Genomic DNA, 21138 nt, shown 5'->3' on the forward strand with positions numbered 1-21138 from the left:
GCCGCCACCCACGTGCGCCTGCTGAAAGCCGACACCGACGCCCGCGAGCGGACCGTGCAGTTCACGAGCCTGCGCGGCGAGTTGGGCTACCGGGTCAGCGACCATTTCGATATCACCCCGTGGTTTGCTTACCAAACCGAGTACAGTTTCACCCTCCAGCAAACCGATATCAACGGCAAGGTGACCATTCCGGGCGGTCGGTTCAACGTGGTGGCGCCCGTGGTTGGGCTGGATGTCAGGTTCACGCTCTTCCAGGGCCAGGAGGTGTTTGAGCGCCAGCAGCTGCCCACCCAGCACTAGGGGGTTTGGTTGTTTAATGCCATAATGGCCGCGGCTGAATTGGGCTGAAATATGTCCTGAAATAGCGGGAATGACATTTTGTTTCTTTGAGTAATTGATTCCGGAATAGCTCGTTCCGTAAATGAAGACAAAATGTCGTTATTTTATTTCCTGAGTGGGTTGGTATAAAATTTAAGGAAGGGCTGGTGTGCTGCAGTGCGGTACGCTTCATTTACTAACCTTACAATTCTTACCAACACCATGGCAACTTTGCTGTATAACACCCGCCCTTCCCTGCGTCCCAGCCGTGCTTTGAGCGTGATGCTTGCCGACATGTTGCGCGACCAGAAAGCAGCTCCTGCACAACCCACGCCCGCTTTCACCCCGGCCGCCGACATCCTGGAAACGGCCGAAGGCTTTGAGCTGCACCTGGCCGTGCCCGGTGTGAAAAAGAAGCCATCAACATTGAATTCCTCGACGGCCGCCTGGTTATCTCCGGCGACCGCCCCAACCCCGCCGCCGCTGCCAAGGAAGCCGCCGCTACCGCCACCGAAGCCGAAACTTCCGACGAGAACAAGCCGGCCGTGGTGAGCCCCGAAGCGCCGGCCGCGCCCCGGTTCCGCCACGTAGAAACCAACTTTGGCTCCTTCACCCGCAGCTTCCGCCTGCCCGATACGGTGAACGTGAAGGGCATCAGCGCCGAGCTGACCGACGGCCTGCTGCGCCTGACGCTGCCCTTCGACGTGGAGAAGGTGACCAAGCAGCACATTGAAATCCGCTAAGCGCAGCTGGCATTGCAAAAAAAGGCGCCCCACCGGGTGCCTTTTTTGCAGTTGTTGCTGTTAAGACTTCAGAAGCTTCAATTGGCCTATTTTCTGCGGAAAGCAACCCCGGGACACGAAATTGAATCCTTCCCACGTTGCTGGAAATAACGTCGGTTCTGTGCGGTTGATTTTTATTTCCGGCTCGTTAAATTAGGTTCTTCATTCAACTAAATCATCCTTCTCATTTTTCCCTTACCCATGCAAGCAAAACAAATGATGCTCGGCCTGCTCGGTTCCGCCATCCTCGGTGGAGGCGTGGCCGTGGGGGTACAAGCTATTGGAGCCGGCTCCGTTGGTGCCCCAGGCCGTAGCTGCCGACCCCCAGGTGCGGTACACCTCCGAGATGCGTAGCAGCACGTATGCCGTGCCCGAGGGCCTCAACTTCGTGGCGGCCGCCGCGGCCGTAACCCCGGCCGTGGTGCACGTAATGACCGAATACGCTGCGCCGGCCGTGGACCAGCGCCAGATGCAGATGGACCCCTTCCTGCGCCAGTTCTTTGGCGACCAGCTCGAGCAGTTCCACGGGCAGTCGCCGCAGCGCGAGGGGCGGGGCGGCGGCCAGGGCTCCGGCTCGGGCGTGATTATCGCCGCCAACGGCTACATCGTGACCAACAACCACGTCATCGAGAAAGCCTCCAAGATTGAGGTGGTGCTCGACGACAAGCGCAAGTTCGAGGCCGAGCCTGGTGGGCGCCGACCCCAACACCGACCTGGCCGTGCTGAAAGTGAAGGCCGACAACCTGCCGTTTGTGAAGTACGGCAACTCCGACGACGTGAAAGTGGGCCAGTGGGTGCTCGCCGTGGGCAACCCCTTCAACCTGAACTCGACCGTGACGGCCGGTATCATCTCGGCCAAGGGCCGGAACATTGACATCCTGCGCCGCAAGGACAACATGGGCATTGAGTCGTTCATCCAGACCGACGCCGTGGTAAACCCCGGCAACTCGGGCGGCGCCCTCGTGAACCTCAACGGCGACCTGATTGGTATCAACTCGGCCATTGCCTCGCACACGGGCTCTTTTGAGGGCTATGCCTTCGCCATCCCGAGCTCGCTGGCCAGCAAAGTAGTCGACGACCTGCTGAAGTACAAGGTGGTGCAGCGCGCCCTGCTCGGCGTGCAAATCCAGGAAGTGGACGCCAAGCTGGCTTCGGAGAAGAAACTGCCCACTCTGAACGGGGTGTACGTGCAGGGCCTGAGCGAGAGCAGCGCCGCCTCGGCTGCCGGCCTGAAGACGGGCGACATCATCACCAAAATCAACGACGTGGCCGTGAATACGTCGTCGCAGCCTGCAGGAGCAGGTGGCCCGTTTCCGGCCTGGCGACAAGATTAAGGTGAACTACCTGCGCGGCAACACGCCCAGCGAGGTGATGGCCATCTTGCGCAACGCCACCGGCACCACCGGCGTGGTGCGCGAAGAGCCGGCCCTGGCTTCGGTGAAGTACGAAGGCGCCACGCTGGCGCCCGTGCCGGCCCGCGAGCAGGCCAAGCTGGGCCTGGAAGGCGGTGCCAAAATCAGCGGCATCAAGGGCAGCAACTTCCGTGAGACGGGCATGGGCGACGGCTTCATCATCACCCGCATCGATAAAAACCAGGTGACCAAGCCCGCCGACGTGAAAAAATACCTCGACGAAGCCCGTGACCGGTCGGGTGCGCTGGTAGAAGGCGTGTACCCCGACGGCCGCAAGGCGTACTACCCCATTGGGCAGGAATAAGCCGTCTGGCCTTCCTGTTTGAAAAAGCCCCTGCCGGACTGGCAAGGGCTTTTTTATGGAGTATTGTTAATGAGAACCGGGCGGAGCAGTGCGGTTGAGCCAAATCGCCCAGGCGTTGGGCTGGCTTTAGTACGACGCTTTCATAATCTGAGCCGTTGTTGAAGTTACAGGCTGCCCAACAACGAATAACCACTTTGTCGGAATACGGTTCGGCCGTCAAACATAACTAAACCCAGCTTTTATTGATGCCGTATAGCAGGCAGATTAGCTTATTTGCCGTGGCCGTGCCGTCATTTTCAACCAAAGCCTTTTCTCTGGAGTACCGAGCGGATTTAGGAATCCTCATTGGGCGTTGGCTGCAGGCACTTCCGCCGCCCGAGCTGCAAGGCACCTACGAGGCCATGCTGGCCGCCGCCAGGGACAACGACAACTGCCGCTTCTGGCTGCTGGACCTGCGCCGGCGCCCGCTGGCCGGCCCCGACCTGAACGAGTGGTTCCGCGACCAGTTTTCGCCCCAGATTGCCTCGGCCCTGGGCGGACCCCTGTTTACCGCCTACCTGGCCGGCCCGCACCAACGCCTGGCCGCCGAAAGTGCCGAAATGGAGCTCCACCTGCGCCACGCCGCCACCCTCGACTCCTACCCGCTGTTCTACGACGACGAAGCCGAAGCCGTAACCTGGCTCACCGACCAGCAGGAGCGCGCCGGTGTGCGGAAAAAGCAAACAAGCCACTCGGGCTGAGTTGGGCTGGCTCGGGCTGCTGAGGGGCCGGAGGAGGCTGGTGATGGCACGGGACTGCGAGCGCCGGGGTATTCGGCTTTCCGTAGATTTGCAGCAGCATCATCCCCACCGTATTCCCACCCCTTCTCCATGAAGCAAGCTATTGAAGAAGCCACTTCGGCTGCCGACGTTACCGTTCCCCATCCCCACGCCGACCCGCACGGCATCCAGGACGTCTTGCGCCAGTTGGGCATCGAAGCCGATAACGCCGCCTACAGCACCGGCCTGAGCTGGGGCGGCCAGGCCAACGCCCAGCGCCGCACCGTGCTGGCCCCCGCCGACGGCCGCCCCATCGCCAGCGTAGCCTTTGCCACCACCGACGACTACGACACGGTGGTGAAAACAGCTCAGGAAGCATTCAAGACCTGGCGCCTGGTGCCCGCGCCCAAGCGCGGCGAAATCGTGCGCCAGATTGGCAACAAGCTGCGCGAATACAAGGAGCCGCTGGGCAAGCTGGTGAGCGCCGAAATGGGCAAAATCCTGCAGGAAGGCCTCGGCGAAGTGCAGGAGATGATTGACATCTGTGACTTTGCGGTGGGCCTCTCGCGCCAGCTGCACGGCCTCACCATGCACTCGGAGCGCCCGGCGCACCGCATGTACGAGCAATACCAGCCCCTGGGCATCGTGGGCATCATATCGGCCTTCAACTTCCCGGTGGCCGTGTGGAGCTGGAACGCCATGCTGGCCGCCGTGTGCGGCGACGTGAGCATCTGGAAACCTTCGGAGAAAACGCCGCTTACCGGCGTGGCCGTGCAGCACATCATCCGCGACGTGCTGGCCGAAAACGACATCCCCGAGGGCGTCTTCAGCCTGATTATTGGCGGCGCCGAGATTGGTGCGGCCATGGCCGCCGATAAGCGCGTGCCGCTGGTGTCGGCCACGGGCAGCACCCGCATGGGCCGCAAAGTAGGGGAGGTGGTAGGCGCCCGCCTGGGCCGTGCCCTGCTCGAGCTGGGCGGCAACAACGCCATCATCGTCACCAAAAACGCTGACCTCGACATTGCCATTCGCGCCATTGTGTTTGGAGCGGTGGGGACGGCTGGGCAGCGCTGCACCAGCACGCGCCGGGTCATCATCGAAGACAGTATTTTCGACGAGGTAAAGAACCGCCTGCTGGCTATTTACCCCAAGCTGCCCATCGGCCACCCGCTCAAGGAAGGCACCCTGGTTGGGCCGCTGATTGATGCCGACGCCGTGAAAATGTTCGAAGATGCCCTGACCCGCGTGCAGGCCGAAGGCGGCAAGCTGCTCACGGGCGGCCAGGTGCTGAGCGGCGCCGAGCTGCACGGCGGCCACTACGTGCAGCCCGCACTGGTAGAAGTTGAGAACCATTACCACACGGTGCAGGAAGAAACCTTCGCGCCCATTCTGTACCTCATCAAGTACAGCGGCGATGTGCAGAATGCCATCGAACTGCAGAACGACGTACGCCAGGGCCTGTCGAGCAGCATCTTTACCCTGAACATGCGCGAGGCCGAAGCCTTCCTGGCCGCCAACGGCTCAGACTGCGGCATCGCCAACGTGAACATCGGCACGAGTGGAGCTGAAATCGGCGGCGCTTTCGGCGGCGAAAAGGAAACCGGCGGCGGCCGCGAGTCCGGCTCCGACGCCTGGAAAATCTACATGCGCCGCCAGACCAATACCATCAACTACTCCACGGAGTTGCCGCTGGCGCAGGGAATCAAGTTCGACATCTAGCGGCTACGGCTTGCGCTACTAAGGACTAAAAAGGCCCGCCTGCATCTGCAGACGGGCCTTTTTAGTCCTTAGTATTTGAATGAGAAGTAGCCCAGGCCAGTAGCTTTTTACTGACCGTAGCGGACGTCGCCGTGGCCTTTGTACACGAGCCCATCGGCGTTGTTCACAACGTAATAAAGGCGAAATACCTCTTTCGCGGGAGCGCCCATCTTAGCGTAATCGAACCCATATGACTGGCTCAGAATCAGGTTGACTGGCTCAAGCCGGTGCAGTACCTAGTACTTGCGGTTGACAAAAACGCCGCGCAGGGTGAAGGCGGCGGTGCCCCCGCCGGAGCTTCGTTGCGTTTGCAGGGTCCAGTTGGCCTGGCCGGTGAGCGCGGGGTTGGGGAAGGCGTAGCCAGGGCCGATGAGCGCCGTCTGTTGGGTCCCGTTCAGGTCAAAGTTTATTTCTGGGAATAGGGCGCGCTCCTGCGCGTTCCAGGTCGCATCCGATGTCCAGTCGGTGGGGTCGCCGGGGCCAGCGGGCATATTGTTGCCGCTTCGGTAGGTGATGCCTTCGCCCTCGCCAAAGTTTATTGTAGGGCTGGAGTCGGATTTGCTGCAAGCCAGCAAGGAGAATGACAAGAGGACAGGAAGTAGACGGCGCAGCATGAAAATAAGAATGGCGGAATGCAATTGTTCAAAGGTAGTTAAGAGCTAAATTTACGGGTAGACTAAACGCGGAGCGTAGGTGCAACCCTCCCGCCCGCGCCACAGTCCTTTGCTTGCTTAAGCTCTTATAACTCGCCTTTCTCTGCACATGGAAGCCGCCGTTGCCTACGTTGACATAAACGCGCCCCTGGTGGAGCGCTGCCGCCTGAATGACCGCCAGGCCCAGGCCGAAATTTACCGTCGCTACGCCAAGGCCATGTTCAACGCGGCCCTGCGCATCACCGGCGACTACGCCGAAGCCGAGGATGTGCTGCAGGAGTCGTTCCTGAGCGCCTTCCGCGAGCTGAGCAGCTACAAGGGCGACTCCTCGTTTGGGGCGTGGCTCAAGCGCATTGTGGTCAACAAAAGCATCAATTGCCTGCGGCAGCGGCGGCTTTCGCTGGTGCCCCTGGGCGAGCAGCATCAGGAAGAACCCGCCGAGCCGGCCGGGCTCTCGTATGAAGAGGAGGCGGAAACCCATTATCGGGCCGACGTGTTGCGCCGCTGCATTCAGGAGCTGCCCGACGGCTACCGTGTGGTGCTGAGCCTGTACCTGCTCGAAGGCTACGACCACCTCGAAATCGCCAGCATTCTGAACATCTCCGAGTCTACTTCCAAGTCGCAATACAGTCGGGCCCGGGTCCGGCTGCGTGAATTGGCCGCTCAGCGCGGCCTGAGTTAACCCGTTAGCTTTTTAATCTGTTATTTAACCCTCCGCTATCCGCATTCTCTTTCGCCCGGCCGCGGCTTTCGTATAGCCCGGCTGCCCGTATAGAACCTGGAAGAACCGTGCTTCTGCTCCTCATTCATGGACTCTCACAAGAATAATTCATTGGAAAACTTCGTCGAGCGGCATCGCGCCGATTTCGACACGCACGAGCCGCGCCCCGACCTCTGGGCCGCCCTCGAGCAGCAGGCTGGCCGGCCCCGTGGCGGCTCCGGCCGCGCCCGTAATGCGCATGGCCAATGCCGCTCAGGACGTAAACGCTCCCGCCCTGGCTCAACCAACGGCGGTGGTGCGCGGCGGCTGGCTGCAACGCTACGGCGTAGCGGCTGCCCTGGCCCTGCTGGTGTTTGCCGCCGGTGCCAGCGAAGCCTGGAAATCGAAACACAAAGCGCCCGAGCTGACGGCCGCCGTGGCGCCCGCCGAGCCCAGCCCGCTGGCCAGCGCCCCCGACGAAGCCCTTTACCACACGGGCAGCCCCATGGCCATGACCGCCGCCGACCGCACCGCCGGGGCCGACAGCCAACTCGTGCGGGCCGTGCGCGGCATGGAAACCTACTATACCACTCAGTTGGCCCGCCGCCAAAGCGAGCTGCAGGAATTGAGCGGGCCCGGCATGGCCGCCATGAACGCCGACTGGAAGCGCGAGCCTGGTGTCGCTCGACTCCAGCTACCGCAAGCTGAAGGTGGAGCTGCTGCACCACCCGCAGCCCGACGCCGTGCTCACGGCCATGAACCGCAACCTGCAGGTGCGCCTCGATATTCTCGACCAGCAGCTGCACCTGGGCACGGCTCCCAAAGAAACCCGCAACCCTAGCTCTTATGTGCTGGCTGATAGCCGGCACGATGCCGAATGAAACCACTAGCGCCCCGTAGGATTTGGCAGGCTTTGGGAGTAGCTGTGCTGGCTTTGGCTGGCCTGCTGCCCCCGCAAGGCGCCCTGGCGGGCCCCCGCCAGTGGACACCGGTGCCGTCCTACGTGGCCGTTCGGGTAATGGAAATCAACACCATTACGGCCGAAGAATTCCTGCTGGGCGCCCCCAAAACCCGCAGCCCAACCCCCAGCCCGACCCCGCCTACGACCAGGACAACGCCAACCTGCAGGTGGAGCAGCACCGCCGCCTGAGCCGCAGCTACAAAGTGCCAAAAACCGGCCGGGCGTTTACGCTGAACACGCGCTACGGCCGGGTGCAAATCAACCCCTGGAACAAGAGTGAGATAAAAGTAGACGCCGAGCCTGGTGGCCCGCTCCGAAACCGACGCCGGCGCCCGCCAGGTACTCGATGCCCTGAACGTGCAGTGGCTGGACTACGACGCCCGCACCGGGGGCGTGGCCGTGAGCACGCAGTTTGGGCCCGCCCTGCGCGGCCGGGCCGGCGGCTGCCGCTACGAGGTAAACTACACCGTGTGGCTGCCCAGCGCCACGGCCCTGAGTGTGTACAACAGCTTTGGCGAAGTCACCATTGCCGGCAATATGAGCGGCCCCACCGAGCTGGCCGTCGACTACGGTGCCCTGCGCACCGGCCGCCTGGAGGGCCCGCAAAACCTGGTGCGCATCGGCAATGGCAACTGCAGCATCGCCTACGCCGGCCGGGCCAGCATCGACGCCAGCTACGCCCGCCTGCACCTCGACGCGGGCACCACCGTGGACCTGCGCAACAACCACTCCGACATCGATATCGGCACTTTGCAGGACCTGACCATTCACAGCAAGTACGGCGACGTGGCCCTGGGCACCGTGCGCAACCTGCGCGGCTCGTCGGGCTACTCGCGCTTCACCGTCGACAAGCTCGACCAGGGCCTCGACATGGCCCTGCGCTATTGCCCCGATTTTGTGGTGCGCGACATGGGGCCCCATTTCCGTCAGGTAAACCTCGACGGCGGCTTCAGCACCATTCGGCTGGGCTTTGCCGAGGCGCCCAGCTTCCGGTTCGACGTGAGCACCGAGCAGGGCCAACTGTTGGTTGACCGGAAAATGGTGCGGGTATTGTCGCAGGAAAATGGCCCGCAAACCTGCGACGTGCTGGGCACGTTTGGGGGCGCCCAGCCGGCCCGCAATGCCGGCAACGTTAACATCAAGGTGCGCTACGGCACGGTGCGGTTCAGTAAATAGGGGAGGGCGCGGTGGCCTGTTTGGCTGCTACTTTTGGCCATGAATCGTCTGCTGCTTCCGCTGCTTTTGCTTGCGGCCCCACCTGTGTTTGCCCAGCAAAAGCCTGCCGTGAGCCAACCCGCTTCTTCTGTGCCTTTGGCTCAACCTTCCCCTCTGAAAACCTACGCCCTGCGCCTGCGGCCCGGCGACGACCTACGCCAGCAGCTCACGGCGTTTGTGCAGGCAAACCACATCCTGGCCGGCACCATGCTCACGTGCGTGGGCAGCCTCACGGTGGCCACGCTGCGGCTGGCCAATCAGGAAAACCCCACGGTGTACCGGGGCCATTTTGAAATCGTGTCGCTGGTCGGCACACTTTCCACCAACGGCTCGCACCTGCACCTGGCCGTTTCCGACAGCACGGGCCGGACCATCGGCGGGCACCTGCTCGATGGATGCCGGGTGTACACCACCGCCGAAATTGTGCTCGGCGAGTTGCCGTCGCTGGAGTTTCGGCGCGAAACCGACGCCACTTTTGGCTATCAGGAGCTGGTGGTACACCCAGCGCCAAGGCCGGTGAAAAAGCGCAAAGAGTAGCGCGGAAAACTTCGTCCTGGCTTGGCAGTGCGCAGGTTGGGCTGTTTTCAAGGGTAGCGTGCCGTACTTGTGGCTTTCATTGCTAGCCTGCACCCCATGTCCGTCACCCTCGACTCGCCCCAAGCCGCTGCTTTCCGCCGCCAGGTTCTCAGCCCCATGAAGCTGCGGCTCTTCATGATGCAAAAGCTGCCGATGGCCTGGCTGGCGGGCCTGCGCCTCACCCAGATTACCCCGGAACAGGCCACGGTGACCATCCGTTACAAGCACCTCACCCAGAATCCGTTTCGTAGCATCTACTTCGCCTGCCTGGCCATGGCCGCGGAGCTGGCCAGCGGCATTCAGGCCATGATGAATGTGCAGGCCGGCGGTCCCGTTTCGATGCTGGTTACCAAAATGGAATCCGATTTCACCAAGAAAGCCGTGGGGCTGATTGCGTTCCATTGCCCCGATGGCGCCGCCATTGCCCAGGCCATTGCCGAAAGCCGCGCCACCGGCGAAGGCCGCACCGTGGTGTGCACGAGCACCGGCGTAGACCAGGCCGGCGACGTGGTGGCAGTGTTCCGCATCACCTGGTCATTTCGGGCCAAGCGCTAGCTGCAACAGCTCAGGCTCGTCCTTGATAGACGACTTGAAGGCATAGGTTTAGAGCGTGTTTGGAATTAGCAAAAACATCCTCTGAACGTCATGCTGAGCGCAGTCGAAGCATCTCGCGTGTGGTAGTAATCCCAATCCCAATCAGCAGGATTTACTACTGCGGTCGAGATGCTTCGACTGCGCTCAGCATGACGGCCTATCGGCCTTGCTCTCAGCCTGAGAGAAAAACACAGTATGGACGGACAGGAATTAGGCTTTACTTTCGGTCGGCGCAGGCGTGCCCTGTTGCCATTCCCTGTTGATACTTTCTCCGCATGAGCATTCTTACAAGGTCCGGGTTCCTTTTCCTGCTGCTTAGCTCAATTCTGTGGAGCAGCGCGCCTCGCCCGAGCGCAAGCAGGCAGCCCAAACCAAGCCGTTTGAAGTAGCCGAAGCTTCCATTGAAGACGTGCACGCGGCCCTGAAGCGCGGCGATTGCAACTGCGAGCAGCTAGTGGGCGCCTACCTGGCCCGCATCGCCGCCTACGACCAGCCCACGAAGCTCAACGCCATTGTCGTGACCAACCCGGCCGCTATAGAAACGGCCCGGCAGCTCGATGCGGAATACAAGCGCGCTGGTAAAATGCGGCCGCTGCACTGCATTCCGGTCATTGTGAAGGACAACTACAACACGGCGGGCCTGCAAACCACGGCCGGCTCGTCGGCCCTCAAGGGCTTTGCGCCCGCCACCGATGCCGCGATGGTAAAGTCCCTGAAAGCGGCGGGCGCCATCGTGCTGGCGAAGTCCAACATGGCCGAGTGGGCGTTTAGCCCCATGGTTACCATCAGCTCCATTGCGGGCGAAACCCGGAACCCCTACAATTTGGACCACGTGCCGGCCGGCTCGAGCGGTGGCACGGCGGCGGCCGTGGCGGCCAGCCTAGGCACCGTGGGCCTGGGGACTGATACCGGCAATTCCATCCGCGGGCCTTCGTCGCACAATGCGCTGGTGGGCTTCCGGCCCACGCTGGGCTTGTTGAGCCGGACCGGCATCACGCCGCTGTACCTGCGCAACGACACCGGCGGCCCCATGACCCGCACCGTGGCCGACGCCACCCGCCTGCTCGAAGTAATGGCCGGCCCCGACCCGGCCGACCCGCTCACCTCCTACAGCGCGGGCAAGATTCCGCAGGGCGGCTACCGTCAGTATTTGGATAAGAACGGCCTGAAAGGGGCCCGCATTGGTGTACTGCGCACCCTGAGCGAGCGCAGCCCCGACCCGCAGGTGAAAGCCGTGTTTGAGCAAGCCGTGGCCGACCTGCGCAAAGCCGGCGCCGTGGTGGTCGACGTGGAAATCCCCGATTTTGCCAGCGTGAGCAAGGGACAGTGGTGCTCGGTATTCAAGCACGACGTGAATGCCTACCTGGCCGAGCTGGGCCCCGGCGCCCCCGTCAAAAACATCAACGAAGTGCTGGCTTCTGGCAAATACTCCGACTACATCAAGGAAAACCTGCAGGACGAGCCTGGCCAATGGCCATACGCCCAGCCCAAGCGCCACAGGTTGCGGCGAGGCCTACACCGACCCGCGCCGCATTGCCTTCCGCAACGCCGTAACCGCCGTAATGGACCGCAACCAGGTGGGCGCCCTGGTGTATCCCACCTGGAACAACCCGCCCGCCAAAGTAGGCGACTTCAAAGGGTACAAGGGCGACAACAGCCAGCTGATTGCCCCGCACACCGGCCAGCCCGCCTTCACCGTGCCCATGGGCTACACTTACGACAATCTGCCGGCCGGCCTGCAGTTCCTGGGCCGCTCGTTCGACGAGCCCACGCTGATAAAGTACGCGTATGCCTACGAGCAGGCCACGCATCACCGGAAGGCACCCGCCAAATTTCCAGCCCTGGCCCCGGCAACGGCCGCTGGAAAGTAGGAACCGTCATGCAGAGCGGAGCCAAGCATTTTTACCACGCCTCTTGTCATGCTGAGCTTGCGAAGCATCTTATCAGGTCAGAACCTAATCGTTGAGCCGTGATAAGATGCTTCGTGCCTCAGCATGACAGACGGTTGGGTTTACTTACGCGGTACAGATGCTTGGCTGCGCCGACCTTCGGTTCGCTCCGCTCTGCATGACGTTCTCGTTAACAGCGGTACAGGTCTGCTTAAATAGAGCTGGGAGCTACGGGCGGCGCGGGTTTGGGTACCGGAATGGCATCTACGGCCTTGTCGCGGATAAGCTTGTTTAAGGCGGGTACGTCCTGCTCGCGCACCTGGCGGAATTTGCCGAGCTGCTCGTTTATCTGGTCGGTTAGCTCCTTTTTTACGGCCTGGGCTTGCTCGGTGGGGGCGTAGTTGCCGGTCGCTACGAGGTCGACGAGGGCCGAGAGCTTGTTGTTGAGCTTGATGGGGAAATTGAGCGGGTCCTGGTCGCTGCGGTTTTTGGTCTGGTACAGCTCTTCCTCGATGCCGGTCATCTTTTTGTCGATGGCGTCGGCGGCGTCCACGATTTCGCGGTAGGCGGCGTCGCCCTTCAGCGGCGTGGTCAGGGCCTTAAGCTTGCCGCGCATGGTGCGGATGTCGCGCACGGCGTCGTTGGTTTCGCTGAGCTTGTCGCGCACTTCCTGCAGGAAGGCGAACTGGGCCTGTAGGTCCTGCGGCGTGGCTTTGGCGCGCGGGTCGGCCAGAATGACCATCTCAGTTTCCTGCGGCGTTTCCTTGTTTAGGGTGAGGCGGGCGCGGTAGGTGCCGGGCACCACGCGCGGGCCTTCGGTGCCGCCGCTCCACAGGATGATGCCCTCAAACTTGCTGGCTTCGGGGTAGCGCATGTCCCATACAAAGCGGTTCAGGCCCTTTTTGGTCAGCAGCTGGTCTTTCACCGTGCCGGGCTTCTTGTCTTTATCCGCAGGCTTGAGCTTGTTGGTAAAGGCGCGAATGAGCTTGCCGCTGGGGTCGAGCACCTCCAGCTTGAGCGTGCTGGTGGTGTCGAGCTTCTGGGGCAGGTAGTAGTGCAGCAGCACCCCGCCGGGATGGTTCTGGCCCGCCGTTTTGGGGATGGTGGGGCCGCCCGCGCCCTCCAGGCGGTAGCTGGCCATCGGATGGAAAAGGTGCACCTTGCTGCCGGCCACGGCGGGGGTGAGCTGGTGCAGGGGCGTGAGGTCGTCAATCAGCCAGAAGCCGCGGCCCTGGGTGGCGGCTATCAGGTTTTCGTTTTTCAGGGTGAGGTCGGAGATGGGCACCTGCGGCATGTTGAGCTGGAAAGGCTGCCAGGCTGGCGCCGTCGTTGAACGACAGGTAGAGGCCGTACTCGGTGCCGGCGTAGAGTAGGCCGGCCCGCTTGGGGTCGGCCCGGACCACGCGGGTGAAGTGCGTGGCCGGGATGCCCGCCGAGATATTCTTCCAGCTGCGGCCGTAGTCGGTGGTCTTATAGAGATAGGGACGGAAATCGCCGGCTTTGTAGCGGGTAGCGGCCACGTAAGCCGTGCCTTTGATATTGGGATGCGCTTCGAGGCTATTGATTTGGCTCCACTCGGGCAGGCCCTTGGGCGTCACCTTGTTCCAGGATTTGCCACCGTCGCGGGTCACGTGCACCAGCCCGTCGTCGGAACCGGTCCAGATAACACCTTGCTCAACCGGCGACTCGGCAATGGCGAAGACGGTGCCGTAGTACTCCACGCCCGTGTTGTCCTGCGTGAGCGGGCCACCCGACGAGCCCAGGGTCTTGGGGTCGTTGCGCGTGAGGTCGGGGCTGATGGTTTCCCACGACTGGCCTTCGTTGGTGCTCACGTGCAGGTGGTTCGAGCCGGTGTAGAGCCGCTTGGGGTCGTGGGGCGAGAACAGGATGGGGTAGTTCCACTGGAAGCGGTACTTCATGCCCTCGGCGCCGTGGCCCATGGGGTTGTCGGGCCATACGTTGATGGCCCGCGTCTGGTCGGTGCTGTGGTCTACCCGCGTGAGCAGGCCGCCGTAGCTGCCGCCGTACACCACGTCGGGGTTGAGCGGGTCCACGGCCAGGTGGGCGCTTTCGGCGCCGGCCGTGGGCTCCCAGTCCCGCTCGCCAATGGTGCTGCCGCTGCTGCGGTGCAGAATGCGCACGGTGGAATTGTCCTGCTGCGCGCCATAGATGCGGTAGGGGAAGTGGTTGTCGGTGACCACGCGGTAGAACTGGCCGGTGGGCTGGTTGCCGTAGGTGGTCCAGTTCAGGCCGCCGTCGGTGCTGATTTGGGCCCCGCCGTCGTCGGCGATAATCATGCGGCTGGCGTTTTCGGGCGCTATCCACAGGTCGTGGTGGTCGCCGTGCGGGGCGTTGCGGGCTTCAAACGTGCGGCCGCCGTCCTTGCTTTTGTGGTACTGCACGTTCATCACGTACATCACGTCCTCGTCCTTGGGGTCGGCGTAGATGCGCGTGTAGTACCAGGCGCGCTGGCGCAGGTTGCGGTCGTCGCTGGTCTTTTTCCAGGTCTGGCCGGCGTCGTCGGAGCGGAACAGGCCGCCTTCGGCGGCTTCCAGCATCGCCCACACGCGGTTTGAGTTCACGGGCGAAACCGTGACCCCGGCTATGCCCAGCGTGCCTTTCGGCAGGCCTTCGTTGCGCGAAATGTCCTGCCAGGTGTCGCCGCCGTCGGTGCTTTTCCACAGCCCCGAGCCCGGCCCGCCCGACGAGAAGCTGTAGGGCGTGCGCCGCATGTTCCAGGTGGTGGCAAAGAGAATGCGTGGGTTGTTCGGGTCAAACGTCAGGTCCACGGCCCCGGCGTCTTTGTTGGCAAACAGCACCCGCTGCCAGGTTTTGCCGCCGTCCTTGCTGCGGTACACGCCGCGCATGTCGGAGGGCTGGTACAGGTCGCCCATGGCGGCCACAAACACCAGGTCGGGGTTTTTGGGGTGGATGCGGATGCGCCCGATGTGGCGCGAGTCGTGCAGGCCTACGTCCTGCCAGGTCTTGCCGGCATCCGTCGATCTCCACACCCCAAAGCCCGACGACACGTTGCCGCGCACCGTCTGCTCGCCCTGGCCCACGTACAGCACGTTGGGGTCCGACTCGCTCACGGCCACGGCCCCGATGGAGCCGCCGAAATACTTGTCCGAGATGTTCTCCCACACCCCGCCGCCGTCTTTGGTGCGCCACACCCCGCCGCCGGTAGCGCCCATGTAGTAGATGTTGGGCTGGCCGGGCACGCCCGTCACGGTGCCGGAACGCCCACCCCGGTACGGTCCGATGGAACGCCATTTCAAGCCGTTGTACAGCACGGAGTCGAAAACCGCCGCAGTGGCTTTGCCCGGCCGGCTCTTGCTTTTGGTCTTCGTTTTTGATTGGCCGAAGCTCGTGGCCGTGGCTGCCATCAGCACAAGCAGCAGGCCCGTTTTTAAGGAAGCGTAGCGTAGGGTCATATCAACTTGATTTAATAAGAGCATCAGGCCAACCTTCTATGCGTTGCGGGCTACTTGTGGGCGGGCTTATTGGAAGCCGTGGTTTCTTTCTCCGTCAGAGCCAGAAGCTCCTGCAGGTAGCTGCCCCAGATGGCGGGGTTGGAGTGCGTGCCGTGGCCGGTGGTGAGGTCAGTAATCGGCAGCAGGATGTAGCGGCCTTTGGGCACCTTCTTGATTTCGGTTTCCATGATGCCCAGCTCGGGCGGGTTCACCTGGTCGTCGGCCGAGTTGATGGCGAACAGCGGCGCCTTGATGGCTGCCAGGTGCGGGGCCGGGTTGTAGTCGCGGGAGGCATCGAACTGGTAAATCATGTCGTTGGCATCCAGCGAGCTGAAAAAGCGCGTCTGGATTTTGGCCAGGGCCGCTTCGGCCAGCTCGCGGGTGGGCGCCGCCTTCTGCATTTGCCAGGGGCTGCTGGTCATGAAAATCAACGACGAAATGGCGCCCGTCAGGCCGGTTTTGGGCTGGGCGGTGTAGGCGCCCCCTTCCATTCGGGGTCCATTTTTATCAGGTCGATGGCCATTTTGCGCAGCATGCGGTTGCGGCCGGCTATTTCCACCGGCAGGCTGGCCAGCGGCATCAGCGCATCCATGAAATCGGGGTACTTGTAGCCCCACACCCAGGTTTCCATGCCGCCCATTGAGGTGCCCATTATCAGGCGGGCGTGGGCCACGCCCAGCTTTTCGGTGAGCAGCCGGTAGTCGGCCACCACCATGTCGTCGTAGGTGTACTTCGGGAACTGCATGCGCAGGCCGTGGCTGGGCCGGCTCGATTTGCCGTGGCCGATGGCATCGGGCAGGATGATGTAGTATTTGGCCGCATCCAGCAGCTGCCCGGGCCCAAACAAGCGGCCGGCGAACTGCTCGCTCAGAAAGTTGTTGCCCGCGCCCGTGGTGCCGTGCATGATAACGACGGCGTTCACCACGTGGCCGGCTTTGTCTTTACGGGGCTGGCCCACCGTGGTGTAGTGCACGTTGAGGGCCGGCAGCGTTTCGCCGCTCTCAAACCGGAATTTGGGCAGCACAAAGTCGCCATCTTGCGGCGCGGGGTAGCGGGTCTGCGCGTGGCTCGCTGTTTGGAATAATACCAGCCAACCGGCAAGAAGAAGCCCAAATCGGGAAAAGACCATTGCGGTACTGCGTGAAGCGTAATGAAAGTTGAGCCGGGTTGAGCCGGATGCAATCCAAATGACGCACACAAAAAGTGAATTCTAAATGCGCTACTTGTCTTTAGGGTGGCCATGAAGAATGCAACGCAGCATCTCACGTAGGGAACCTCACCCCCAGCCCCTCTCCAAAAGAGAGGGAGCCGCGGCAGCTCAGAGTTGTTGATAACGAAAAGCCCCGGCTCAATTGAGCCGGGGCTTTTTCATTGGATGAACGTTAGGCTCCCCTCTCTTTTGGAGAGGGGCGGGGGTGAGGTTCCTTCGTCTACTCTTTCATCTCCTTGCCGTTCGCCAGCTTCTCGCTGGTAATTACATCCACCAGTCCGTCTTCGCTCACCACCACGGCCAGGCAGGGGTAGTCGGAGCTTTCCACGTAGCGGAGGGCCGAGTTGTAGCGGGCGCCGCGGGTGCTGTCGCCGCGGCCCGAAGCGCGCCCGTCGAGGATGACGCCGATGGAATAGCAGTAGCCTTCGGGGTCGAGCAGCACGGCGCCGTCGATGCTGGTGACGAGGCGGGTGATGAGCGGGGTGAGCGGCACCGGCTCGATGAGCGTGCATTGCAGCTTGAGCCGGTCGGCTTCGGCCAGGGCCTCGGTGGTGATGACCAGCAGCGTGCCGTGCTTCTGGCGGCTGGCTTCGAGCACCACTTCCCATAGGCGTTCCACCTTGGGCGGGTCGGTGAGGCCGAAGGTGCGCTTGAGGGCCCGCCGGAAGCCCGTGCGGCTGAGGCGCGTGCGCGGCAGCCCCGGCAAGCCGTAGTGCGAGCGCAGCAGCACGTGGTTGGCGTGCTGCAGCTCCCAGGAGTAGTGCGTCACGAAGTCGATGACGAACAAATCTTCGCGCACCGCGTCGTAGTGACCCACCTGGCGGCCCAGGGCGTACACGCTTTCGCCGTCGGCGAGCAGGTGCACGTCGGGCGTGGTCATCTCCAGCAGCTTGCGCACGGCGCGGTAGTCGGTGAGCTCGGTGGGGCAGGTGAGGGCAAAGATTTCCTCGATGTTGGGGTGGCCGCGGCGGGCCAGCAGCAGCTTGCCCACGCCCTCGGCGCCTTCGTAGCGCAGGCTGCTGATGGTGTTGCACGTGGCAAACAGCTTGGTGGTGACCGGGTCGAGGCCCAGGGCCTGGGCGGGGGTGTCGAGCAGGGTTTTGCCGGCGGCGCGCAGCACTTCCTCGCTTTCGCGGGGGCGGATGATGAAGCCCGCGCCGGGCTCGGGCTCGCTCAGGGCCTTCACGCTTTCTTCGTTGAAGCGGTACAGGGCCGCCACCACCAGCGACGGGGCCAGCGGCCGGCCGTCGGTGTAAAAGCGGTGGGGGCGGAGGGAGGGTAGGCGCGCAGCGGCTTGCGCTGCAGACGCAGGATGGTGACCACAAAATACCCGCGAATCTCGATGGGGTAGCCCGCAAAGTGCTGGTGGGTGGTGTGCTCGTCCAGTGTGTCGAGGGTTTCCTGCACGGCGTCGCGCACGCCCCGGCCTTCGTGCTTGCGCCGGAGCATGGCCGGGCTCACGTCTTCGCGCTCGGGGTACGGCCAGGGCGTGGCGCGCTGGATGGCGCGGCCGCGGGCCACGGCGTCGACAAACGCTTCCGAGGGCAGTTCGCAGTCTTCGGGTTCGAGGCAGCGGGCGGGCTGGGCGGGGTCGCTGGGCAGGGCCAGCAGCACTACGTAAGGCTGCAGGTCGTCGTCGAGCGCGTCAAACAGGTCCTGGGCGAGCGCCTGCGCCGCCTTGCGGTAGCGCATCTGATGCGGCCAGAGCAGGGTGGAGGCGGGGGCAAGGGCAGGCGTCATGGTAGGGAAACAAGCAGCGGCAGAAAAAAGCTCCCCTCCTTGGATAAGGAGGGGATGCTCAACTGCTAAGTTGAGCTGGGGTAGTTGGATTCGTTGAACGACACCCGAACGAGTTGGGCCGGAATCGTTCTGCCGCCAGTCGTGCGAGTATCGTTCAACGAGGGCAACCACCCCCGTCCGAGCTTTTGGCTCGAACATCCCCTCCTTAAAAAAGGAGGGGAGTTGTGGAGTTGTGGTGTTACAATTGAAATAGAACAGGCAGCACCATCTTTTGCTTTATCGGCTTGCCCTGAAAAGTGGCTGGCTCCCACTTGGGCGCCGATTTAATCAGGCGCAGGGCTTCATCATCGAGGCCGGAACCGAGCTTTTTATTACGCGGGCATCGGTCAGGCTGCCATCGGTTTGCACCATGAACTCCATCATGACCTTGCCCTGAATCTTGCGCTGGCGGGCCTGCAGCGGGTACTTCTGGTTTTTTCAATCCAATCGAAAAAGCCTGGGTGCCGCCTACGGGCTGCGCGGGGCGGTCGGGGGCCACCACGGCCGGACGGTAAGGGTTGGCCGACGCCGCAATGTCGGCCGCTGAGGTGGTGATGGGCCGCTCCTTTGCGCCGGTAGTCACCACGGCCTCGCTGCCGGGCGACATCACAAACGAAACCGGCACCACGATGCGCTGGCGCACCACCTGGCTGCGCAGGTGCTTAGCGGGCGTCCACTTGGGGGCGCTTTTGATGAGGCGGATGGCTTCGGCGTCCAGCTCCGGCGACAGCGGGGTTTCCACCTTCACCTCGTTCACGGTGCCGGTTTTCTCCACAATAAAGCTCACCTTCACAGTGCCCTGAATGCCTTTCTGCATGGCCGTGGCCGGGTAGCGCTGGTGGTCGGCCAGGAACTGGGCGTAGCGCTCGGTGCCGCCGAGGGGCACGGCCGGCTGGGCCACCGAGTCGTACACTTCCGACGCCGAGGGCTTGGGCGGCATCTTACGCTTTTGGGCCTGAGCCCCCACGCTGAGCAAGGTGAAGCAGCTGAGTAGCAGGAGCAGCGGAGATTTCGGGAGAGATGGCATAGCGAACAGCATTTTAGTAAGGAAGGGGCTGCATTTTGCAAATAACGGAAAACCATCATGGCTACCATCACGCCATGCACCTAAAAACCTTGCCAGGACCCGCTGGGGAATCAGTTGGGCTGACGTTCTTTGACGGCGTTTACTTTCGCTCCCGCTAAAATTCCCGTTCCCATGACCGAGCCAACCTCCCGCGCCCCCGAGCCCGTGGGTGCCTACCCGTACACCCGCCGCGTGGGCAACCTGCTGTTTTTGTCGGGCGTAGGGCCGCGCCAGCGGGGCCAGAAAGCCATTCCCGGCGTGGAGCTGGCTTCGGATGGCAGCATCTTGAAGTACGACTTCGAAAGCCAGTGCCGGGCGGTGTTTCAAAACGTGCGCTACATCCTGGAAGAAGCCGGTGCGCAGTGGGACGACCTGGTGGACGTCACGGTGTTTCTTACCAACATGAAGGACGACTTTCCGGTGTACAACCGCCTGTACGCCGAGTACTTTGCCACGGCCCAGCCCTGCCGCACCACCCTCGAGATTAACTGCCTGCCCACGCCCATTGCCATTGAGCTGAAGTGCATCGCGGCCCTCGGCGCGGGATAACCTCTGCCCTGCATTTGGAGTTAGCCCAGCGGGGCCGCGCCCCGCAGCTAACTCAAGTATGCATGTACGTTCGTAAAAATCTTCGTTTTGGAGTGGTCTGGGCCCTGTCGTGGCCCAGCCTGCTTTTGTTTACGGTCTATGACTCGGTTGTTTGCCTGCTCTACGAGTTCGGGCACGTGCGCTGGATAGACGTTCCGTGGGGGCCGGTGGCCACGCTGGGTACGGCGGTGGCCTTCTACATCGGTTTCAAGAGCAACGGCAGCTACGACCGGTTTTGGGAAGGGCGGCAGCTGTGGGGCACCATCGTGAACGTAAGCCGGACCTGGTCGATTCGCGTGTTTCATTTTGTGGAGCCCATGGCCGGCGACCGCCTGCCCGATACCGAGGAAGTGCGCGACCTGCACCAGCGCCTGCTCTACCGCCAGATAGCCTGGGTCAATGCCCTGCGGCTGCACCTGCGCGGCCAAACCGCCGAACTCTGGGACAGCGACGTGGCGCCCTTTCTCGACGATGCCGAGGACGCCGACGTGCGCCGCATGAACAACCCGCCCACCCACCTGCTGCGCCACCAGAGCGACGAGCCTGCGCCTGCTGCACCAGCGCGGCCTGCTCACCGAGTACCGCCACGTGGCCCTGATGGACACCATTCAGGACATGTTCAACGCCCAGGGTGGCTGCGAGCGGATAAAAAACACGCCGTTTCCACGGCAATATGCGTTTTTCAGCTTCCTCTTTGTGTGGGTGTTTGCCGCCGTGCTGCCCCTGGGGCTGCTGTCCGAATTTGCGAAGATGGGCCCCGGCCACATCTGGCTGCTGGTGCCCGTGGCGGTGCTGGTATCGGGCGTGTTCAACACGATTGAGCCTGGTGGGCCACACCAGCGAAAACCCCTTCGATAACCAAATCAACGACGTGCCGATGACGGCCATTTGCCGCAGCATCGAAATCGACCTGCGCGAGCCTGCTGGCCGAAACCGACCTGCCGGCCAAAGTTGTCCCCGTGAATGACATTCTGTTTTAGGGCAGTAGAAAAGGTGAAAGATGGCGGACAACTCCCCTCCTTTTTAAGGAGGGGACGCTCAACTTTTAAGTTGAGCCGGGGTGGTTACACTTGTTGAACGACACCCGAACGACTGGCGGCAG

Annotated in this window: 22 protein-coding genes and 5 pseudogenes; 20 read left to right on the forward strand and 7 right to left on the reverse strand. The window is 62.6% G+C overall.

Going from position 1 to position 21138, the window contains the following annotated elements; all coding sequences use genetic code 11:
* Positions 1-12 precede the first annotated feature (12 nt).
* From ACFQT0_RS08620 to amaB, 8 genes and pseudogenes are all read left to right on the forward strand, one after another.
* Positions 13-300, forward strand: a complete 288-nt coding sequence (locus ACFQT0_RS08620; protein WP_380201972.1) for a hypothetical protein — start codon at positions 13-15, stop codon at positions 298-300.
* 240 nt (positions 301-540) lie between these two features.
* Positions 541-870, forward strand: a complete 330-nt coding sequence (locus tag ACFQT0_RS08625) for a hypothetical protein (RefSeq protein WP_380201974.1) — start codon at positions 541-543, stop codon at positions 868-870.
* A complete protein-coding gene (locus ACFQT0_RS08630) occupies positions 864-1061 on the forward strand; it encodes an Hsp20/alpha crystallin family protein (protein WP_380201976.1) in 198 nt (65 codons plus the stop codon). The genes ACFQT0_RS08625 and ACFQT0_RS08630 overlap by 7 nt, the downstream gene beginning before the upstream one ends.
* Positions 1062-1575: 514 nt before the next feature.
* Positions 1576-1731: pseudogene (locus ACFQT0_RS08635) on the forward strand (hypothetical protein); the annotation flags it as partial.
* Between the two features lie 58 nt (positions 1732-1789).
* Positions 1790-2434 (forward strand): S1C family serine protease, encoded by a 645-nt coding sequence (locus ACFQT0_RS08640; protein ID WP_380201978.1) that lies wholly within the window; start codon positions 1790-1792, stop codon positions 2432-2434.
* Positions 2403-2816, forward strand: coding sequence for a hypothetical protein (locus ACFQT0_RS08645; RefSeq protein WP_380201980.1), 414 nt, complete (start codon positions 2403-2405; stop codon positions 2814-2816). Before ACFQT0_RS08640 ends, ACFQT0_RS08645 begins: the two co-directional genes overlap by 32 nt.
* A 284-nt stretch (positions 2817-3100) precedes the next feature.
* Complete coding sequence (locus ACFQT0_RS08650) at positions 3101-3556, forward strand: hypothetical protein (RefSeq protein ID WP_380201982.1); 456 nt, start codon at positions 3101-3103, stop codon at positions 3554-3556.
* Positions 3557-3685: 129 nt separating this feature from the next.
* Positions 3686-5293 carry an L-piperidine-6-carboxylate dehydrogenase gene (gene amaB / locus ACFQT0_RS08655; protein ID WP_380201984.1) on the forward strand — a complete coding sequence of 536 codons (1608 nt, stop codon included), beginning with the start codon at positions 3686-3688 and terminating at the stop codon, positions 5291-5293.
* A 275-nt stretch (positions 5294-5568) separates the two neighbouring features.
* On the opposite strand, the gene ACFQT0_RS08660 is transcribed toward amaB, so the two are convergent.
* Positions 5569-5946, reverse strand: coding sequence for a hypothetical protein (locus ACFQT0_RS08660; protein WP_380201986.1), 378 nt, complete (start codon positions 5944-5946; stop codon positions 5569-5571).
* Positions 5947-6094: 148 nt separating this feature from the next.
* Between ACFQT0_RS08660 and ACFQT0_RS08665 the strand changes: the two genes are divergently transcribed.
* From ACFQT0_RS08665 to ACFQT0_RS08700, 8 genes and pseudogenes are all read left to right on the forward strand, one after another.
* Positions 6095-6667 carry an RNA polymerase sigma factor gene (locus ACFQT0_RS08665; RefSeq protein ID WP_380201988.1) on the forward strand — a complete coding sequence of 191 codons (573 nt, stop codon included), beginning with the start codon at positions 6095-6097 and terminating at the stop codon, positions 6665-6667.
* A 247-nt stretch (positions 6668-6914) separates the two neighbouring features.
* Positions 6915-7526 (forward strand): hypothetical protein, encoded by a 612-nt coding sequence (locus ACFQT0_RS08670; RefSeq protein WP_380201990.1) that lies wholly within the window; start codon positions 6915-6917, stop codon positions 7524-7526.
* 84 nt (positions 7527-7610) lie between these two features.
* Positions 7611-7835, forward strand: coding sequence for a hypothetical protein (locus tag ACFQT0_RS08675; RefSeq protein WP_380201992.1), 225 nt, complete (start codon positions 7611-7613; stop codon positions 7833-7835).
* Positions 7836-7949: 114 nt separating this feature from the next.
* On the forward strand, positions 7950-8822 hold the full coding sequence (locus ACFQT0_RS08680) for a hypothetical protein (RefSeq protein ID WP_380201994.1): 873 nt from the start codon (positions 7950-7952) through the stop codon (positions 8820-8822).
* Between the two features lie 39 nt (positions 8823-8861).
* Positions 8862-9398, forward strand: a complete 537-nt coding sequence (locus tag ACFQT0_RS08685) for a PPC domain-containing DNA-binding protein (RefSeq protein WP_380201996.1) — start codon at positions 8862-8864, stop codon at positions 9396-9398.
* A gap of 69 nt (positions 9399-9467) precedes the next feature.
* A complete protein-coding gene (locus ACFQT0_RS08690; RefSeq protein ID WP_380201998.1) occupies positions 9468-9992 on the forward strand; it encodes a PaaI family thioesterase in 525 nt (174 codons plus the stop codon).
* Between the two features lie 493 nt (positions 9993-10485).
* Positions 10486-11343: pseudogene (locus ACFQT0_RS08695) on the forward strand (amidase); the annotation flags it as partial.
* A 250-nt stretch (positions 11344-11593) separates the two neighbouring features.
* Complete coding sequence (locus ACFQT0_RS08700; RefSeq protein WP_380205951.1) at positions 11594-11902, forward strand: hypothetical protein; 309 nt, start codon at positions 11594-11596, stop codon at positions 11900-11902.
* Positions 11903-12131: 229 nt separating this feature from the next.
* Here ACFQT0_RS08700 and ACFQT0_RS08705 read toward each other — a convergent pair.
* The 6 genes and pseudogenes from ACFQT0_RS08705 to ACFQT0_RS31600 form a co-directional block, all read right to left on the reverse strand.
* Positions 12132-15306: pseudogene (locus ACFQT0_RS08705) on the reverse strand (WD40/YVTN/BNR-like repeat-containing protein).
* 98 nt (positions 15307-15404) lie between these two features.
* Complete coding sequence (locus ACFQT0_RS08710; RefSeq protein WP_380202000.1) at positions 15405-15884, reverse strand: hypothetical protein; 480 nt, start codon at positions 15882-15884, stop codon at positions 15405-15407.
* Positions 15842-16522 (reverse strand): alpha/beta fold hydrolase, encoded by a 681-nt coding sequence (locus tag ACFQT0_RS08715; protein WP_380202002.1) that lies wholly within the window; start codon positions 16520-16522, stop codon positions 15842-15844. Before ACFQT0_RS08715 ends, ACFQT0_RS08710 begins: the two co-directional genes overlap by 43 nt.
* A 301-nt stretch (positions 16523-16823) precedes the next feature.
* Complete coding sequence (locus ACFQT0_RS08720) at positions 16824-17723, reverse strand: DNA integrity scanning protein DisA nucleotide-binding domain protein (RefSeq protein ID WP_380205952.1); 900 nt, start codon at positions 17721-17723, stop codon at positions 16824-16826.
* Positions 17724-17753: 30 nt separating this feature from the next.
* Positions 17754-18343, reverse strand: a pseudogene (locus ACFQT0_RS08725) (hypothetical protein); the annotation flags it as partial.
* A gap of 238 nt (positions 18344-18581) precedes the next feature.
* Complete coding sequence (locus ACFQT0_RS31600; protein WP_449272054.1) at positions 18582-19409, reverse strand: TonB family protein; 828 nt, start codon at positions 19407-19409, stop codon at positions 18582-18584.
* A gap of 171 nt (positions 19410-19580) precedes the next feature.
* On the opposite strand from ACFQT0_RS31600, the gene ACFQT0_RS08740 reads away from it, so the two are divergent.
* The 4 genes and pseudogenes from ACFQT0_RS08740 (at position 19581) to ACFQT0_RS08755 (ending at position 21003) form a co-directional block, all read left to right on the forward strand.
* Positions 19581-19997: a RidA family protein gene (locus ACFQT0_RS08740; RefSeq protein WP_380202004.1), complete on the forward strand. Its 417-nt coding sequence runs from the start codon at positions 19581-19583 to the stop codon at positions 19995-19997.
* A 62-nt stretch (positions 19998-20059) separates the two neighbouring features.
* Positions 20060-20530 (forward strand): annotated as a pseudogene (locus ACFQT0_RS08745) (bestrophin family protein); the annotation flags it as partial.
* 73 nt (positions 20531-20603) lie between these two features.
* Complete coding sequence (locus ACFQT0_RS08750; protein ID WP_380205954.1) at positions 20604-20894, forward strand: bestrophin family ion channel; 291 nt, start codon at positions 20604-20606, stop codon at positions 20892-20894.
* Complete coding sequence (locus ACFQT0_RS08755) at positions 20863-21003, forward strand: hypothetical protein (RefSeq protein ID WP_380202006.1); 141 nt, start codon at positions 20863-20865, stop codon at positions 21001-21003. Before ACFQT0_RS08750 ends, ACFQT0_RS08755 begins: the two co-directional genes overlap by 32 nt.
* Positions 21004-21138 lie beyond the last annotated feature (135 nt).

It is taken from the genome of Hymenobacter humi (assembly GCF_042665855.1).
GTDB classification, from domain to species: Bacteria; Bacteroidota; Bacteroidia; order Cytophagales; family Hymenobacteraceae; genus Hymenobacter; species Hymenobacter humi.